This window comes from Hylemonella gracilis, assembly GCF_004328645.1.
Lineage (GTDB): Bacteria > Pseudomonadota > Gammaproteobacteria > Burkholderiales > Burkholderiaceae_C > Hylemonella > Hylemonella gracilis_B.
In genome coordinates, this window is sequence record NZ_CP031395.1 from 3,171,806 (window position 1) to 3,189,960 (window position 18,155).

The following is an 18,155-nucleotide window of genomic DNA, read 5'->3' on the forward strand; positions in this document are numbered from 1 at the left end:
ATGTCAGTGAATAAACGATGACAACACCATGACCACCGCATGAACCCGCCGAAACGCGGTAGCAGTTTCATGGCCGAGTCGGTATAACCGCCTGCTTTTGCAAACCCAATCCTCACGCCACCGCGCCATGAACTCCTCTTCCAAGTCCAAGCTCAAGCCCAAGCCGAACAAGACCGCCACCGCCCAGGTCGAACCGGCCTCCAAGACCAGCAAGAACACCACGCCCGCAAGCGTGGCCAAGGCCAAGACCCGCAAAGACGCCAAGCCCCTGAAATCAGCCGCGACCCCCGAAGGCACCCGGGGCGCCAAGACCCCGGCACCGAAGAAGACCAAGGCCCAGGCCAGGGATAAAAAGCCGAAGCTCGTGCACGACCGCTACAGCCTGCCCAAGGACGAAGACGTCGCGCTGGACACGCTCAAGCAGCGTGTCACGGCGCTCGGTCTGAAGGTCAAGAAGAACAGCCTGCTGCGCGCCGGCCTGCTGGCGTTGGGCAAGCTGGGGGACGCCGCTGTGCTGGAAGCGCTGCGCGCCCTGCCGGAACCGATCCATGCCGTGACGTCCGGTGATGCACCCAAGTCCGCCAAGGAAAAACCCGCCAAGACCAAGGCGGCCAAGGCCCCCAAGAAGACCGGCAAGTCGAGCAAGCCCGCGACACCCGAGACGGGCGCCGACGCGACTCACGCGCCGTAACGCCCCATCAGGGCGCGCTGCACGCTCAGGGCCGGCGCACCGCTGGCCGGCTGCAGGCGCTCATAACGGCCATCAGGCATCAGCTCCCAGGCCCCATCGTTGTCCTGCAAGGCGGCGCTCAGCGTCTCGTCGATGACCCGCTGGCGCAGGGCCGGGTCGAGCACGGGCCAGGCCAGTTCGACGCGGCGCAGCATATTGCGGTTCATCCAGTCCGCGCTGGCCAGGTAGAGGGACTCGTCGGCCTCCACGCCTTCGCCATGGCGGAAATAAAACACCCGCGCGTGCTCCAGAAAGCGCCCGATGATGGAGCGCACGCGGATGTTCTCCGTCTGCCCCGGCACGCCCGCGGGCAACATGCAGGCACCGCGCACGATCAGGTCAATCTTCACGCCCTGTTGTCCGGCCTCGATGAGCGCGCGGATCAGGGCTTCATCGGTCAGCGCATTCATCTTCGCGATCAGGCGCGCGGGCCTGCCCGCGGCGGCGGCGGCCTGCAAGGTTTCGATCTTCTCCAGCAGCTTCTTGTGCAGATGGAAAGGCGCCATCCAGAGCTGATGCAGGCGCGGCAGGCGGTTCTGTCCGGCCAGGTGGATGAAGACCTGCTCCACGTCGGCCGTGATCTGCGGGTCGGCCGTCAGATGACTCCAGTCCGTGTAGAAGCGCGCGGTCGCCGGGTTGTAGTTGCCAGTGGACAGGTGGGCATAGCGTCGCAGACTCGGCCCACCGGCTTCGCCCCCAGCACCCGGCACGCGGCGCGTGACCAGCATGGCCTTGGCGTGGGTCTTGAGGCCCACCACGCCGTAGAGCACCTGCACGCCGATGAACTCCAGGCGCTCGGCCCAGTCGATGTTCACTTCCTCGTCGAAGCGTGCCTTCAGCTCCAGCACCACCGTCACTTCCTTGCCCCGGCGCACGGCCTCGCGCAGCAGATCCATCAGCGCCGAGTTCGCACCGGTGCGGTAGACCGTCTGGCGGATGGCCAGCACCTGGGGGTCGTTCACGGCCTCGCGCAGGAAATCGAGCACCCCGTCGAAGCGCTCGTAGGGCTGGTGGATCAGCACGTCGCCGCGCTCCAGCCGTTCGAAGATGGACTGGACGCCAGCCGCGCCGGAGGCCGAAGCACCGCCCTGGGCCGTGCCCGCCAGTTGCGATGGATAGCTGGCCCGGTAGGACGGAAAGCGCAGTCGTTTTTCCAGCTGCGGATCACTCAACAGATCCACGAGCTGGCCCATGCGCCCCAGGTTCACGGGGCCATGCACGCGGTAGAGCGCGCCCTCGGGCAGGTCGAACTGCGACAACAGAAAGTCCGCCAAGTCCTGCGGGCAGCCGGCCGAGACTTCCAGCCGCACGGCCTGGCCGTAGTGGCGGTGCTCCAGCCCCTGACGCAGCGCGGTGCGCAGGTTCTTCACGTCTTCCTCGTCCACCGCGAGGTCGGAGTGCCGCGTGACGCGGAACTGCGAGAAGTGCAGCATCTCGCGACCAGGGAACAACTCCTCCAGGTGCGCGCGGATGACGCTGGACAGCGAGACGAACAGTCGCCGCCGCCGGCTGCCATGTCCGCAGAGCTTGTCCGGCATCGGGATCAGGCGCGGCAAGGCCCGCGGCACCTTGACGATGGCGATGTCGTTCTCGCGCCCGAAGGCATCCTTGCCGCCCAGGCGCACGATGAAGTTGAGCGACTTGTTGGCCACCTGCGGGAAGGGGTGCGAGGGGTCCAGCCCCACGGGGATCAGCAGGGGCTGCACTTCCTGCTCGAAATACTGCCGAACCCAGCGCCGCTGCGCCGCGTTGCGGTCACCATGGGAGACGATCTCGATGCCCTCCTTGCGGAAGGCAGGCGTGAGTTCGTCGTTGTAGAGCGCATACTGCCGCGCCACCAACTCGTGGATGGCGGCGGACAGGCGCGTGAACGAGGCTGCGGTGTACAGGCCCTGCGTGTCCTTGCGCTGGTAGGCCATCAGGTGAGGCTCCGAGCGCACCTCGAAGAACTCGTCGAGGTTGGACGAGACAATGCAGAGGTAGCGCAGGCGCTCGAGCAAGGGCACGTCGGCGCGGCAGGCCCAATCGAACACACGCCAGTTGAAGGCCAGCACGCTGTGGTCGCGGTCGAGCAGCGGCAGGGCTGCTGCCTTGCCCGAGGCCGCGGCGCCCGCGATGTCACTGATCACGGTGGGCAGGTTGGTGTTCATGGCTGGGACACCAGGACGGGCGAGACTTCTTCAGCGTTCTTCTCATCCGTGTCCGCACCGCGCTCGCGGCCGTCACGTGCGTTCGCAATCACGCCGGCGAGCACCTGGCCCCAATGCACGATCTCCAGTCGGCCATCGTGGTGCTCCACCAGGGCGGTCAGGCTCTCGACCCAGTCGCCATCGTTGCAGTACAGCACGCCATCGATCTCGCGCATCTCGGCATGGTGAATGTGGCCACAGACCACGCCGTGGTGGCCACGCTTCTTGGCTTCGCGCGCGACGGCGACTTCGAAATCGCTGATGAAATTCACGGCTTTCTTGACCTTGAGCTTCAGATAGGCCGACAGCGACCAGTAGGGCAACCCGAGCTTGGCGCGCCAGTGGTTCAGGTAGCGGTTGAGCTTGAGCGCCCATTCGTAGAGCGTGTCACCCACGTAGGCCAGCCACTTGGCGTATTGGATCACGCCGTCGAAGTAGTCGCCGTGCGTCACCCACAGGCGCTGGCCGGTCGCGGTCACGTGCACGGCCTCCTCCACCACCTCGATGCCGCCGAATTGGTGGTCCAGGAACTGGCGGGCGAATTCGTCGTGGTTGCCGGGCACGAAAATCACCCGACTGCCCTTGCGCGCGCGGCGCAGCAACTTCTGCACCACGTCGTTGTGCTGCTGCGGCCAGAACCAGCGACGGCGCAGTTGCCAGCCGTCAATGATGTCGCCGACGAGGTAGAGGCACTCGCTGCTGCTTTCCCGCAGGAAATCCAGCAACGGGCCAGCCTGGCAACCAGGCGTTCCCAGGTGCAAGTCAGAGATGAAGACGGCGCGGTAGCGCGGCCGTTTCCCGTCCGTGTCCTCATGGTCTTCCATGGCCACTCGCATGTTTTCAATGAGCGTGTTTTTCATCACCGCCCCAGAAAGCGCTTGCGATACCGTGCGGGCATGTCGACCAGGCGCAACATGACCGGCAGATCGGCGCAGTTGAAATCCGGATCCCAGGCCGGCGCGCCCAGCACCTTGGTGCCTAGACGCAGATAGCCCTTGATGAGAGCGGGGGGCTCCACGGTCAGCGTGTCGTCGAGTTGCTCCACCGGCAGGGGCAGGCGCGGCCAGACCTGGTGTTCGATGGGCGCCAGGTGCATTGCGCGCAGTTGCCGCCAGACGCTGGCTGCCGCGCTGCCATGGATGCCGTTGACCGCATCCCGCATGGGGATGCTGGCGCAGCCGATCATCGCGTCGATCTGGTTGCGGTCCATGAACCGGATCAGCTCACCCCACAAGCCCAGGATCGCACCGCCTTCGCGATGGTCAGGATGCACGCAGCTGCGCCCCACCTCGACCATGCGGTCGCGCAAGGGACGCAGGCGGGTCAGGTCAAACTCGCTGTCGCTGTAGAAACCTCCGAGCCGCCGGGCCTGCGCGGGTGTCAGCATGCGGTAGGTACCGATCACCTCGCGGGTGGCCACATCGCGCGCCAGCAGGTGTTCGCAATAATCGTCGTAGAGGTCGACGTCGTGGCCGGGCACCGGGGTGTTCAGTCGCGCCCCCATCTCACCGGCGAACACCGCGTAGCGCAGACGCTGGGCCGCACGGACTTCGTCCAGATGCCGCGCCCAGCTCACCTCGACCCCTCCCTCCTGCCGCTCGGCCAGCCGCTGCGCGGGCTGGCTGACGGGGCGCTGACCACGGGCCAGCATGGAAGGCAGGGCCTGGGCGAAGGCCGATGAGATCCGCGTCGGAATCCGCGGAATCTTCGAAGCCAAGGGCAAGAGTGACAGCGGGAAGCTCGGACGCGTGTGTTCTTTCATGGTGTCTGCGTTGTGTTCATCCTGTGTGACACCAGTGTGGTGGTCAGGCGTGACGGCACCATGTCCGATTCATGACGAATCGGTGACAGAACTTCGCGGACCCGGGGCCACGGGCGAGACCGTGGAGGCGCGGTTTGTCGGGCCCTGTATCAGGGCACGCGGTTCAGCAAGTCAGAGCCCGGCCAGGCTGCGCGCCGAGGACAGCGCGAGCACCAGGAAGGCCAGCGCGCAAGCGCGGTGGGTCCAGCGGGCCCACCGCGCATTGGCGCCCGCGAAGAACCGCGCGACGAGGGCCGCGCAGACGAAGCACCAGACAACCGAAGACACCATGAAGCCGGTGAAGAAGATGGCGTAGTCGGTCCATTGGGGATCGCTGACACCGGCCGCGCCCATGGCGCTGCCCAAGGCAGCCCAGTAGGCCACGTTGTGCGGGTTCGTGATGGAAAGCAGCGCCCCAGCGCGCAGGGCGGCACGTCCGTCGTCTGGCACGGTCATGGCCGTGGCGCCGCCCGCATCGGCCATGGTGCAGGTCACACCCGCCGCCGCGCTGCCCTCGGTCCTGTCCAGGGCCGCCGGCGGATGCACACGGGAAGCCCGCCAGGCATCGAACGCCAGCCACAGCAGGTAGGCGATGCCGGCCAGCGCGACCGGCAGGCGCAAGGCCTCGGTGCGCGCCAACAGGCCCACGCCCACGAGGCCCAGGACAGCCCAGAGCGCGTCTCCGCTCAGGGAACCGACCTGGACCAGCAAGGCCCCACGGTAGCCACCTTGCAGGCCCCGACGTATGGTTTCGGCGAAGATCGCGCCGGGCGCGGCATTGAAGACAAAGCCCAGCATCAGGGCCGACAGGAACAGGGCAAGCACGGGACCGGGCGACGAGAAAAAACGACGGGGCACTATAACCGCCCCGATGCCCCCTACCCCAATGCATCCCCGCGCGCGGCATACGCCGTCGTGTTTGCTATGCTTCGCCGCCGCGCGCCTGGCTGCCCGGCAGCCGTTGGCCGTTGGCGCGGGCTGCCGACGCGCGGGTGGTTCCATTTCTCGTGGTGCATACGTTTTCGGCTTGGTTCCCGGTGCATTCTTCGTCCGCTTCTCCTCGCTCATCCGCCCGCTTCGCGCGCCTGCTGCTCGCGCTGCTGCTGCCGACCCTGGCCGGTCTGCACGCCGGCGCTCAGGAGCCTGCGGAACCTCGACCTGCCGCAAACCCGGCCAGCATCGACAGCGGGACGGCGGCAGCGCCTGAATTGCCTGCGCCGGTGCAACCGCCGCGTGTTGCCTTCCACTACGAGTTGGACGCCTACTACAGCAACGTGGGCGCGGACATCGCGCTGACCGACGCCGACGAACCCAACGGCGGACACCTGGAAGAAACCGAGGTCTACCGCCGTCTCTTCAATGACGCCTTCCAGCCCCGCCTGTTCCTGCTGGAAGCCAGCGTCAACCCGATGCCCGTGCTTGGCACCTGGTACAAGCGCAAGCATCCGGACGGCTACGACAGCTACGACGTGGGCTCCGCGGGCGGCAACAACTTCAACCTGATCGATGCCGTCACGGCGGGTTTCCAGGAACCCTGGGCGATTTCCGCCTTCCTGGGCAGCTCCATGAAGTTCCGTCGCGAGGGCGAGGACGAGAAGCAGAGCAACCGCGGCTACATGGGCTACCTGCTGTCCTGCGGCACCCAGCACATTCACAACAATGTGCTGATCGACGACGACTGGTGCGAACTGGAATGGAAGCTCAAGGGCGAACGTACCTTCCGCGAGGAAGAACTGAGTTGGAGCTTTCGCGTCGGGCTCAAGGAGCACGGCAACCCCGACATCCGCGACCTCTTCTACATCGGACTGCGCCGCACCAACCTGAGCTACACCTCAAAGCTGCTGACCTTCCTCAACAACGCCAACGTCGAATTCCTGACGGAGTTCGCCCGCGACGATGGCCAGGTGATGCGCCAGCAAATCATCTTCGGTCGCAACTTTCCCCTGCCGCGCTACCGCGTCGCGCTGGCCCTGGACGTGGGCTTGATCTACGAGAACAGCCGCAAGTATTCCGGCCGGTTGGCCGACTCGGACGCCGACGAACTGACGTTCGTGTTCCGGCCCAACATCAAATTCTGACCGAGGCGCCGGGGCGCGGTCGGGATCGGCCGCGCAGGGCCTTCGCGAAATTTTGCCCTCCTCGCCAAAGCCGCGCTCACCCTTTAGCATGAGGCTTCGTCGGTGCGGCAGAGCCGGCTGCGGTGCCCCCGGAGTTCGCCGCCACCTGCCCACGCCACCATCCCCACCAGCAGCCACGCCCGTGCCCCAGTTCATCCCCCGCCTTCGAATGGTCCGCCCGCGTGGATGTGCAGCGCGCTCGCACGCCTGCCCCCGAAGGAGCGGTCCATCCTCGCCCTGCTGCTGCGCCACCCGGCGGAACCGGTGAGCAAGGAAGACATCATTCGGCAGGCCTGGCCACGCCAGAAGATGGTGTCGGACGAAAGCCTGGTGCGGTGCATCAGCCAGTTGCGGCGGCGCGTGCCGCAGGCCCACATCGAAGCCGTTTACGGCTATGGCTACCGGTTGCTGCCGACCGCGGCACCCGGCCCACAAGTCCATGGGGCCTTGCTGCAAGCGGCGCAGGCCCCGGCGGACCTGGTCGAGCAATTCATGCACGCCTGCAGCCTGGTGCAGCGACAGACCGCCACCCCCCTGGCGCGCGCCATCGACTTGTTGCGCAAGCTGACGGAACGGCAGCCGGACTACATCCCCGCCCGCGTGCTTCGGGCCCATGCCATCTTGCTGGCCCACCGACTCGACCTCAACGCGCTGGCCCAGGCCAGCCTGGAGGAAGCCTGGGTACAGATCGGCCTCGCCCAGGCCCTGGCGCCGGACTCCCCGCTGCTGGCCGCCACCCAGGCTGGCCTCTACGACCTGGATTGGCGCTTCACCGAGGCCAGCCGCTTGCACCAGATGGCGCTGCAGGATCTGCCCTACTCCTCCCATGCGCTGCAACCCTACATCTGGCACCTGCTGGCCACTGGGCGGACGGCGCACGCGCACCCGTGCCAGCACCGCATCCTCGCGCAGCGACCGCACGCGGCCATCGAACGGGTCAAGTGGGCCCGTCTGCTGGCGCAGGCCGGTGAACGCGACGCGGCACTCGCGGCAATGGACGCAGCCCGCGCCGCTCACCCAGGCAGCGCGCTGGTCGCCAGCGCCTGGTGCGCCCTGCAGGCCAAGTTCGCGCCACGCAGCGCCTTGATCCCGTTGGCTCGTGAACTGCACGACATGGCGGAGCTGCCCCGCTACGCGCGGGTCAACCTGCCCTACGTGCTGGCACGTTGCGGCAGACGCGCCGAGGCCCGGCGCGCGCTGGACGCAACGCCTGCTGGCCGGCATCCCTCCACCCTGCACCAGCGCATGGCGCGGGTTCCCACCCTGATCGAACTCGGCGAACTGGACCATGCCGCCGAGGAGATCACCCACGCCTACCGGGACCGTTACAGCGGCCTGCCAGGCCTGCTGCATTCACCGACTTGCGCGCCCCTGCGTCAGCACCCGCGCGGGCGGGAAATTCTGCAGAAGTTCAATCAGATGTTCCAGGCCGACACGCCCTGGCGAACTTGAAGGGCTCCCGGGCATCCGTCCCGCTCCGGAGGGCCCGAACGCGCCGACCTGCGACACATGCCTGCGACGCGCGGCCGCTGGCGGCCGTCGTCGCTTCGCCATCAGACCGGTCCGATGGCCGGCTGCTGGGCCTCGTCCACCACCATCGTCTTCGCGCCGGGCACGGCGGCACGGGCCAGCAAGGCGTACATGGTGGGCACGACGAAGACGGTGAGCAGAGTGCCCAGGGACATGCCACCGACGATGACCCAGCCGATCTGCTGACGGCTTTCAGCGCCCGCGCCATGGGCCAGGGCCAGCGGCAAGGCACCCAGGACCATGGCGCCGGTGGTCATGAGGATGGGCCGCAGGCGCTGACTGGAGGCCTGCACCAGCGCATCCACCATCTCCAGGCCGTGCTCGCGCAACTGGTTGGTGAACTCCACGATCAGGATACCGTGCTTGGTGATGAGTCCCACCAGCGTGATGAGGCCAATCTGTGAATAGACATTGAGTGATCCACCCGTCCACTGCAACGCCAGCAAGGCACCGACCATGGACAGGGGCACGGACAGCATGATGATGAAGGGATCGATGAAGCTCTCGAATTGAGCGGCCAGCACCAGGAAAATGAAGAGCAGCGCCAGCGCGAAGACCAGGCCCAGCGCGCCTTGAGAGTTGCGGAACTCGCGCGAGGTGCCGTTGAGTTCAGAGCTGTAGCCGGTCTTGAGGACCTTGGCCGCGGTGGCATCCATGAAGGCCAGGGCCTCGCCCAGGGAATAGTCGGGCGCCAGGTTGGCGGTGATGGACGCGCTGCGGCGCTGGCCAAAGTGGTTGAGTTCGCGCGGGCTGACGCTTTCGCGCGAGACCACCAGCGCGGATAGAGGCACCATGGCGCCGTTCTTGCCGCGCACGTACATCTTGTCGATGTCTTCCGGCGTAGTGCGGCCCGTGGGGCGAGTCTGCACGATCACGTCGTACTGTTCAGCGTCGCGCTTGTAGCGTGTGACGCTGCGCCCGCCAAGCATGGTCTCCATGGTGCGTGCGACCGTGTCCACGCCAACGCCGAGATCGGCGGCCTTCTCACGGTCGACCTCGATGCGCAACTCGGGCTTGTTCAGGCGCAGATCGGCGTCGGGCGAGATGATGCCTGGGTTGCGCGCCATCGCGTCCAAGAACTGCTGCACGACCGCGCTGAGGTTCTCGTAGCTGTCCGAGGTCTGGATCACGTAGTTCAGAGGCCGGTCACGGAAACCTTGCCCCAGCGAGGGCGGCGTGATCGGAAAGGCGTTGACACCAGCCAGAGTGTTGAACCGCGGCCCCAGTAGCCGCGCCAGTTCCAGGGTACTGCGCTGCCTTTGCTCCCAGTCCACCGTGCGGTAGATGACGCTGCCTTGCGAGACGGTGGGGTTGCCAATGTTGGCGAAGATGCGGTCAAACTCGGGGTACTTCTGGCCCATCTCCTCCATCAGGCGCGCATAGCGGTTGGTGAACTCCAGCGTGGAACCATCGGGTGCGTTGATGTTGGCGATGATGGTGCCGCGGTCTTCCATCGGTGCGAGTTCCTGCTTCATCGCGGGGTAGACGCGCCAGATGGTCAGCGCACACAACAGCATGGCACCGATGACCAACCAGCGTGCCTGCAGCAGCCACGGCGGCAGCAGGCCGGCGCGCCGGCGGGGCGGAAGTCCCAGGCCGCCCAGCGGCCCCACCGACATGGACGGCGCCGGAGTCGCCGCTCGGGCCGTGATCACCCAGCGCAGCAGCCGGCCATAGCCGTCGGACAGCGCCGTCAGCCAGCGCTCCATGCCACGGTCGAATCGGTTGGGCTTGGGGTTGTGCCTGAGCAGCAGCGAGCACATCATGGGCGAGAGGGTGAGCGCCACGAAGCCCGATACCAGCACGGCCCCCGCCAGCGCCAGCGCGAACTCCACGAACAGGCGTCCGGTGCGGCCCGGCGTGAAGGCCAGCGGGGCGTACACCGCCACCAGGGTCAGGGTCATCGCGATGATGGCGAATCCAATCTCGCGCGCGCCCTTGATGGCGGCGGCGAAGGGATCCATCCCGTCCTCGATGTGCCGGTAGATGTTCTCCAGCATCACGATGGCGTCGTCCACCACCAGGCCGATGGCCAGCACCAGGGCCAGCAAGGTGAGTGTGTTGATGGAGAAACCAGCCAGGGCCATCAGCGCGAACGCCCCGACCAGGCTGACGGGAATCGTGATGATGGGGATGATGGACGCGCGCAGGGTGCGCAGGAACACGAAGACCACCAAGGCCACCAGGGCCACCGCTTCAAGGATGGTCTGGTAGACATTGCGGACCGAGCGGTCGATGAAGACCGAGTTGTCATTGGCGATGTCAATGCTGATGTCGGATGGCAGGTCGGCCTGCAGGCGGGGGATGGCGGCCCGTACCTCGCGTGACAGGTCCAGCGGGTTGGCCGTGGCCTGGCGAATCACGCCCGCGGAGATGGCGTCCAGTCCGTTCAGGCGCACGGTGCTGCGCTCGTCGGCCGGGCCCTCGACCACCTGGGCCACGTCTCCCAGCTTGACCGGAAAGCCGTTGACGCTCTTGATCACGACGGCCGCGAACTGCTCGGCACGCGCGAGGTCGGTCAACGAGGTGACGCTGAATTCACGTTGCTGTGATTCGATGCGGCCAGCCGGCAGCTCCAGGTTGCTGCGGCGGATGGCGTCCTCCACCTCCTGCGTGGTCAGGCCGTAACCGGCCATGCGGTCCGGGTCCAGCCAGACACGCATGGCGTAACGACGCTCGCCATAGATGCTCACGTCGGCCACGCCGGTGACGGTCTGCAGCCGCGGCTTGACGATTCGGTTGACGAGGTCGTTGATCTCCAGTCGGCTGCGGCTCTCGCTGGTGAAGGCCAGCCAGATGACGGGCGAGGCGTCGGCCTCGACCTTGGCGATCACCGGTTCGTCGATCTCGGCGGGCAGTCGACGACGCACGCGGGAGGCGCGGTCACGCACCTCGGCGGCGGCGGCATCCGCGTCCTTCTCCAGCTTGAAACGCACGGTGATCTGGCTGCGTTCCGGTCGGCTGATGGAGGTAAGCACGTCCACGCCGTCGATGCCGGCGATGGAATCCTCCAGGGGCTTGGTCACCTGCGACTCGATCACCTCGGCCGAGGCGCCCGCATAGGAGGTCGACACGGTGACCACGGGTTCGTCGATCTTGGGGTACTCGCGCACCGACAGACGCGAGAAGCTGACCGCGCCGATGAGCACGATGAGCAGCGAGAGCACGGTCGCGAAGACCGGTCGGCGGATGGACAGTTCGGCGAGTTGCATGGGGCGGCGTCAGACTGGCGTGGCGCGCCAGTCAGCAGGATTCGGAGAGCGAGCCGCCGAACTTACCACCGAAACATGAAGGGGGCGTAAATCCCAAGCCTGCGCTCAGCCTTCCTGACGCCGGGGTTCCTCGGTGTCGGCGGGCTCGGTGGTCTGGGGTTGCGTCTGGTCGTGGTTGTGCAGGTCGTCGATCAGTTCGGCACGGGCCCGCCGGTAGTCGGCCCGGCTGATCATGCCGCTGGCGTACTGGCGTGACAAGGTTTTCAGATTGGTGTGCATGGTCGAATCTCCGTTGTTCATACCGGTCAGCGCGCGGGCACGACCGGCGCGGGCGCCGCAGCGGAAGAAGTGGGTGCCTCGGCCTGCAGCAGCGGTTTCTGCACATCCTCCAGCAACAGGCGGAAACCCGTGACCTCGTCCGCCCGGCCCGTATGGTCGCGCACGAAGTTCAAGCTGCATTCGGCATGGGGGTCCTGATAGGAAGCACCAACCGCCTGCAGGCGGTCGCCGGTGAGCACGAGCTCCTGGGCGTTGCCGATGAAGTTCTGCAAGCCCCAGCCGTTCTGGTGGCCGCTGGACACCGACGTCAGCTGGTCGCCCTTGAGGACCTGCCCGCCCAGGCGCACGGTGCAGTTGTAATCCTTGGGGGGCTGCTGTCCGGCGGCGCCGGCGGCATGCAGCCATTCCGCGCGCGTGGGCAGGCGGTAGGTCTTGCCCGTGCGCTCGGACAACCAGGCGGTGTAGGCAAGCACCTCCTTCTCGCTCAGGCCGACCTTGGGCAGGGTCTTGGCCTTGCGATCGTCCACCGGGCACTGGCCACTGAAGAAGCAGAACTTGTTGTAATCCTCGTTGGACACCTCGTACTTGCTGACGGCGAAGTACTTCCCACCGGAGGCCGCGGCGCCACGCTCGCCCATGGGCGGCACCACCACCATCAGGGGGCCGCGCACCCGGTCGTGCAGCATGTCGAAACAGATGGCGCGCGCCCGTCGCCCCAGGCCGGCCAGGCTGTCAGTACAGGGCGTGGTGCTCTGGATCGGCGTCCAGGCCTGCCCCGCCACGTCCGCGCCGGTGACGCCCTTGCTGCTCGTCAGGCTGCGGATGTCGGCGTCGCGCTGCAGGATGCGCCCTTGCCAGCGTTGCGCCGCCATCTTCTGGCTCAAGGTGGAGATGGCGCCCCGGTAGGTCGGGTTGTCGGACCAGAGCTGGCGTGCCGCGCCCAATTGCTCGCGTGCCTTGTCGTATTCGCCCGCGTCCATGCTGGCCTGGAACTGTGCGTAGGTGGTCGCCGCTTCGTCCTTGCGGGTCTTGAGGTCCTTGGCGAAATCGGCCACCTCCGGGTGATCGGGCAGGCGCTTGCGCGCGGTTTCCAGCATGCCCTGGGCTTCGTTGAGTCGCCCGGTGCTGAGGGCGGCACGGGCGGTGCGGCCATCAATCCAGGGCGGTGGCGCAAGCTGCGAGCGCAGCTGCGTGAGCCGTGTGTTGTCCGGAAACAGGATGGCGGCACGCGTGGCCAAGCTCTCTGCCTGCGAGCGGCTGGTGGACTGCCCTCCCTGGGCCAGGGATGCGACGCGATCGATCAGCATGCCGGTGTACTGACGCTCCAGATCGGGATACCGATCTGGGACGAAGTTGCGCACCTCGTCGAGCATGCGCTGCGCCCCCGGCGTGTCGAAATGCTGGGCGTCGCTGAAAAGACGGTTGAGCGCGATGATGTTGTATTCGGCCACGTTGCGCTCGCGCACCTGCTGCAGCCGGATTTCGTTGGGCGACACCACCAGGCCACGCTCGGCCAACTTCACCGCTTTCTGGTATTCGCCCGCGTTGCCCTGATTGCGCGCCAGCTCCAGGTAGGCCTCGGTCATGGCCTCGGCCGCGGTCACGGTGAAGAAGGGGTCGCGCTCGCTGAGGTACTGCTTCAGCTCCGCCAGCGTGGACTCGGCCGCGTCCATTTCGCGGGCCCGGGTTTCCAGCAGCAGGCTGTTCTGCAGACCAGTGACGCGGGCCTGCTGGGCCAGTTGTTCGCGCTCACCCAGGAATTTCTTGTAGGCTGCGTCGATGCGTTCACGCGCCTGCCCCACGCGGACGGGATCCAGGCGCAGGGGACGGATGTCATCGACGATGGCCTGGGCCAGGCTGTAACGGCGCGCGGCCTCCAGAGTCTGGATGCGCGCGAGGTAGATTTCAGCGAGCTTGCCCTTCGCGGCCTCCCAGCGCGGGTTCAGCGCGGCACCCAGGTCCTGCTGCTGGCGCGCCAGGTAGAGGCTCAATTGCAGGACTTCGGATTGCCAGTCCGCTTCTCCCTTGCCGTCCTTGCCCTCTTTGGGCGGCGCTGCCAGCCGTTGCTCCAGCTCGCGCAAGGCATCGTCGAGACCGAAGCCCTGCTGAGCCAGTTGCGTGTGCAGACCGAGCGCGAGCAGCACGTGACGATCCGCCTGCGGGGCGCCGGTCCGCTGCACGGCCGCGACCTGCTGGTTGCGTTGCTGCTCATCCTTGGCGCGCTGCCAGCGGTCTTGCGTGTTGATCAGGTCGATGTCGTCCGGCAGGCGCGCCAGGCTGGCGTCCAGGTAGGTACGCGCCTTGTCCAGGTCCCCGATGTTGATGGCCTCCTGGGCGTTGGTGGCGTAGGCATCCGGGATGCGTGGGTCACGCAGCAGTTCGTGCTTGGGCGCCACCGACTCGACCGTGGCCATGATCTCGGTGATCGCGCGCCCCGGATTCTTGGGGTCCGGCAAGAGCCACTCGCTCTTGAGGGCCGCATTCAGTTTTTGGCCCAGCAGGTGCAGGTAGCGGTTGCGCTGCAACTCGACGTAGGCGGTCTGGTCGGTCAGCGCAGCCGAGTCCGGAAACAGCAGGGCCATGCGCTGCAGTTCCCGCTCGGCGCTGGCGAAGTCGTACTTGCGCTCTTCCAGATTGATCGCAGCGTTGATGCGCTGGCGAAAATAGGCTTGAAACACCTCACGCCCGCCTTCGGCAATGCGTGCGCGTGCCGTCACGCCAAACTGCGGCAGGCGCCCGATGGCCTGCTCCAGCAGATCGGCCTGGCCGGTTTTCACGTCGGTGATGAGGCTCTGGACGCGCAAGTCCTCCAGATAATTGACGACGGGGTTGTAGGCTGCGATCGCCAGCACGATGGAGAAGGCGCTGCCCAGAACCCAGGGGTTCTTGTGCCAATTGGCCTTGCCTTCCAGTTCGACCAGGAACTGCTCCACCGTGGGCGTGCGCTTTTCCTTCTCGAAGGCCAGGCCGTGCCACAGGCCCTTCATCTGGCGCTTCTTGAGGTTCTTGATAGGCGCCGGGATCAGCTTGGCTTCCTGCGCCTGCAGGGCCGATTTCTTGTTGAAGGGGTGGTAACCCGTCAGCAACTCATAGGCCACGCAGGCCAGGGCGTACAGGTCGTCCTGCGTGGAAGGGTCCTTGCCCTGCAGCATTTCCAGCGAGGCGTAGGCCGGCGTGAGGGCGCCGAGCGAGCCGGCGTCGAATTCACCGTCCTTGTCGTTGTCCTTTTTCTCGCCCCCCTTCTCGCCGCCGCTGGCGGCGCGGGCGATGCCAAAGTCCAGGGTCTTGACCACGCCGTCGTCGCAGAGGAAGGCGTTGCCCGGCTTGAAGTCGGAGTGCACCAGGCCTTGCTTGTGCGCGTAGATCAGCGCCGAGCCCAGTTGCTGGATGATGGGGAATGCCTCCTCGAAGGGCAGACCGCCCTTGGGCCGCACCACCTTGCGGATGTAGGTGTCCAGTGGCTTGCCGACCAACAATTCCATGGTGATGAACACCTGGGTGCCGGTCATGCCGATGCGGTCGAAGTCGTAGACCGTGGCGATGTTGGGGTGGGCCAGCTTCTGCTGGCGGCTGGCCTCGCGCTGCAGGGCGATGAAGGCCTGCGGGTGCGCCTTGAAGTCTTCCGTCAGCACCTTCATGGCCACGTAGGGATTGCTGTCCTTGGCCTCGACCTTCAAGAGGTCGCGCGCCTGGAACACCTTGCCCATGCCACCCGCGCCCAGCACCTTGTCGAGGATGAAGCGCTCCTTGATGATGGAGCCGGGGCCGAGTTTCTGCAGCTGCGGGCTGGTGGCACCGTGCAGGTCCCAGGAGAGCTGGGACGCCCGGGACGTCTGATTGCTGGTGCTGCCCGTGCTCTGCTGGGTCTGCTCACGATAGCCCGTGGGACTGGTCGGCGCGTGCGTGAAGTTGTCGGTCGTCGAGGGCGCCAGGGTGTTGCTGACGAGGGTGGGGGCTTCGTCGTCCTCGCCGCCAACCGGGTCCACACCCGGCCCCCGTGGGCCCGTGCCTCCCGGGTAGGCGATGATGGTCGCGCCACCTCCGTCTTCCTCGTCCTCCGGCGGCTCATCGGATGGTGGCCCGCCCGGGCTCGTCGGACGCGGATACGCCACGACCGTCGCAGCCCCGTCATCCTCGTCCTCGGGAGGATGGCTGGGCGGCGCGGGCACGGACGCGCCGATGCCTGAAGCCTGCGGGTAGGCGACCACGGTGGCGGCGCCATCGGCCTCATCGTCGTCGTCCTCGTCAACGGGGCCGTCCTCCGGCTCGTCGCCTGGCTGGGTCTCTGGCAGGTACTGGCGAATGCGCTCGACCGTGTCCGCGCTCAAGCGCCCGGCGCTCAGGTATTCGTCCAGCGCCTCGTGCATCTGCTGCAGGGTGAAGGCCCGCCGCTGCACCAGGCCGGGCATGACACCCAACAGTTCCGGCAACGCCAGTTCCGTGCGGGCAAGATCGTCGAGCAATCGGTGGGGATCAACCATGGTGCGCTGCCTCGTGCTTGCCTGGCCGCCCTCAGGCGATCTCCACCACCAGAGTGGTGACGTTGTCCTTGGCCCCGCGGCTCAAGGTCAGGTCGATCAGCTTCTGGCAGGCTTCCTGCGGGGTACCCTCGCCGAGCAAGCGACCGATTTCGGCGTCGCTCAGATGACGGGTCAGCCCGTCACTGCAAAGCAGAAACCGTTCACCGGGGGCGAGCTCGCAGAGATCGGCCTCCAGAAAAAGTTCGTCCTGGCTGCCCACCGCGCGGGTGATGATGTGGCGCTCCGGATGGGTTTTGGCCTCCTCCGGTGTGATCAGGCCCTGCTTCAGGTAGGTGGCGATCTGCGAATGATCGCTGGACACCTGTTCCAGGGCGCAGCCCCGGCGCAGGCGGTAGACCCGGCTGTCGCCCGCCCACATGACCACGCCGACATGCCGGTCCTCCGCCGCCAGCAAGGCGATGGTGCTGCCGATGACCGGAGGCCGACCGGTCGCGGACGACGGCGCGTCCTGACTTTTCGCCTGCGCTTGACTGCGTTCAAGCAGGCTGCGGTTCACCCGGTCCAGGATGTCCTCGATCTCGTTCAGGCGATCGGACAGGCTGCCGTTCAAGGGCGCCTGACGCAGGCTGTCCACGATCAATTGGCTTGCGACGTCGCCGGCTTCGTGCCCACCCATGCCATCGGCCACGACCCACAGGCCCTTCTGCGGCAGGTCGAGGTAGGAGTCCTCGTTCACCTGGCGCACATGCCCCTTGTGGCTCATGCCGCAGGAGATGGCGATCTCCGGTCCGGCCACACCGGACTTCTGGCCGGCTCCGTTGGGGGGAGCTTCTTTTTTCAACAACGACATGGTGGGGTTCCTCCTGATCAACCTTGCAGGCTGTAGCGAATCAATTCCTGGGGGTTGTCGTCCATCGCACGCCCCAGACTGATCAAACCTTCGCCTGTCAACTGTATTTCTTCCCTGCGCACCACCGCCTGAACACCTCCGCTCTGCACCCAGGTGCCGTTGGTACTCTGGTCGATCAGGAAAAACTTGTCGCGCCGCAACTCGATCTTGATGTGCTGGCGCGAAGCCTGGGTCTCCGCCACCGCGATATCGCAGGTGGGACTGCGCCCGAGCACGGCCATTTCACGGGTGCTGTTGAGCACCAGGGCGATATCGCGGTACTCCAGGCGCAGTTGCACGGCCTGGCCGACATTGGCGGCGACCTTGCTGGGCAGGTCGACGGACATGGTGGTGACGTCGTCTTCCTTCCAGATGAACTCGACGATCTCCATCTCACCCTTGCCCTTGATGAAGGCGTGGTCCACGAAGCGGGTGCTGCTCTGCAGCATGGAGGGCAGCAGTTTCGCGGTCTCCGCCGTGGTGATGATCTGGCGGGCCTTGGCCTGCGCCGCCATGCGCGCGGCCACGTTGACCGCGTCGCCGTGCACGTCGCCGTCCTCCTGAATGCAGGGGCCGTAGTGATACCCGACCCGGATGTTCACCGGCACCTCGGTCGCGCCGCCCTCGTTGGCTTCGTCCAGACTCTCCTGCATGTCGCACGCGGCCTTGGTGGCGATCTCGGCATCGTCGAAGGTACACATGATTTCGTCGCCGATGGTCTTGATCACCGTGCCCTTGTAACGGGCGACCACGTCACTCAAGAGCGTGAGGGTGGTGGCCACCACCTTGCGGGCACGTTCGTCGCCCAGGGCGTCATACAACTTGGTGCTTCCCGAAATGTCGGCGAACAGAATGGACAATTTGCTGGCTTTACTGGACATGTTGACTCGCCTTGTAATGACTGAACTGCGATCTTTCTTTTTTCAC

12 protein-coding genes are annotated in these 18,155 nt (G+C 66.3%); 3 read left to right on the top strand and 9 right to left on the bottom strand.

Features of this window, described 5'->3' with window-relative positions:
• Nucleotides 1–127: 127 nt before the first annotated feature.
• A complete protein-coding gene (locus DW355_RS14890; protein WP_131281198.1) occupies nucleotides 128–691 on the top strand; it encodes a hypothetical protein in 564 nt (187 codons plus the stop codon).
• Here the strand turns inward: DW355_RS14890 and ppk1 are convergent.
• From ppk1 to DW355_RS14910, 4 genes are all read right to left on the bottom strand, one after another.
• Complete coding sequence (ppk1, locus tag DW355_RS14895) at nucleotides 679–2,880, bottom strand: polyphosphate kinase 1 (RefSeq protein ID WP_131281200.1); 2,202 nt, start codon at nucleotides 2,878–2,880, stop codon at nucleotides 679–681. The genes DW355_RS14890 and ppk1 overlap by 13 nt on opposite strands.
• The gene (locus DW355_RS14900; protein WP_131281204.1) at nucleotides 2,877–3,779 is read right to left on the bottom strand and encodes a UDP-2,3-diacylglucosamine diphosphatase; all 903 of its coding nucleotides are present in this window, start codon (nucleotides 3,777–3,779) and stop codon (nucleotides 2,877–2,879) included. Before DW355_RS14900 ends, ppk1 begins: the two co-directional genes overlap by 4 nt.
• Nucleotides 3,779–4,681 carry a GNAT family N-acetyltransferase gene (locus tag DW355_RS14905; protein ID WP_131281206.1) on the bottom strand — a complete coding sequence of 301 codons (903 nt, stop codon included), beginning with the start codon at nucleotides 4,679–4,681 and terminating at the stop codon, nucleotides 3,779–3,781. The genes DW355_RS14900 and DW355_RS14905 overlap by 1 nt, the downstream gene beginning before the upstream one ends.
• A gap of 171 nt (nucleotides 4,682–4,852) precedes the next feature.
• Nucleotides 4,853–5,545 (bottom strand): LysE family transporter, encoded by a 693-nt coding sequence (locus tag DW355_RS14910; protein WP_131281208.1) that lies wholly within the window; start codon nucleotides 5,543–5,545, stop codon nucleotides 4,853–4,855.
• Nucleotides 5,546–5,757: 212 nt separating this feature from the next.
• On the opposite strand from DW355_RS14910, the gene DW355_RS14915 reads away from it, so the two are divergent.
• Nucleotides 5,758–6,798 (top strand): hypothetical protein, encoded by a 1,041-nt coding sequence (locus DW355_RS14915; protein WP_131281210.1) that lies wholly within the window; start codon nucleotides 5,758–5,760, stop codon nucleotides 6,796–6,798.
• Between the two features lie 225 nt (nucleotides 6,799–7,023).
• The gene (locus DW355_RS14920) at nucleotides 7,024–8,289 is read left to right on the top strand and encodes a winged helix-turn-helix domain-containing protein (RefSeq protein WP_131281212.1); all 1,266 of its coding nucleotides are present in this window, start codon (nucleotides 7,024–7,026) and stop codon (nucleotides 8,287–8,289) included.
• Nucleotides 8,290–8,390: 101 nt separating this feature from the next.
• Here DW355_RS14920 and DW355_RS14925 read toward each other — a convergent pair whose 3' ends face one another.
• From DW355_RS14925 to DW355_RS14940, 5 genes are all read right to left on the bottom strand, one after another.
• Nucleotides 8,391–11,579 carry an efflux RND transporter permease subunit gene (locus DW355_RS14925; RefSeq protein ID WP_131281214.1) on the bottom strand — a complete coding sequence of 1,063 codons (3,189 nt, stop codon included), beginning with the start codon at nucleotides 11,577–11,579 and terminating at the stop codon, nucleotides 8,391–8,393.
• A gap of 105 nt (nucleotides 11,580–11,684) precedes the next feature.
• Entirely contained in the window at nucleotides 11,685–11,858 is a 174-nt protein-coding gene (locus DW355_RS17830) for a hypothetical protein (RefSeq protein ID WP_165493207.1), read from the bottom strand.
• 26 nt (nucleotides 11,859–11,884) lie between these two features.
• On the bottom strand, nucleotides 11,885–16,339 hold the full coding sequence (locus DW355_RS14930) for a protein kinase domain-containing protein (protein ID WP_131281216.1): 4,455 nt from the start codon (nucleotides 16,337–16,339) through the stop codon (nucleotides 11,885–11,887).
• A gap of 31 nt (nucleotides 16,340–16,370) precedes the next feature.
• Nucleotides 16,371–17,189, bottom strand: coding sequence for a PP2C family protein-serine/threonine phosphatase (locus DW355_RS14935; protein ID WP_131281218.1), 819 nt, complete (start codon nucleotides 17,187–17,189; stop codon nucleotides 16,371–16,373).
• A 17-nt stretch (nucleotides 17,190–17,206) separates the two neighbouring features.
• Nucleotides 17,207–18,109: an adenylate/guanylate cyclase domain-containing protein gene (locus tag DW355_RS14940; protein WP_131281220.1), complete on the bottom strand. Its 903-nt coding sequence runs from the start codon at nucleotides 18,107–18,109 to the stop codon at nucleotides 17,207–17,209.
• Nucleotides 18,110–18,155: the final 46 nt, after the last annotated feature.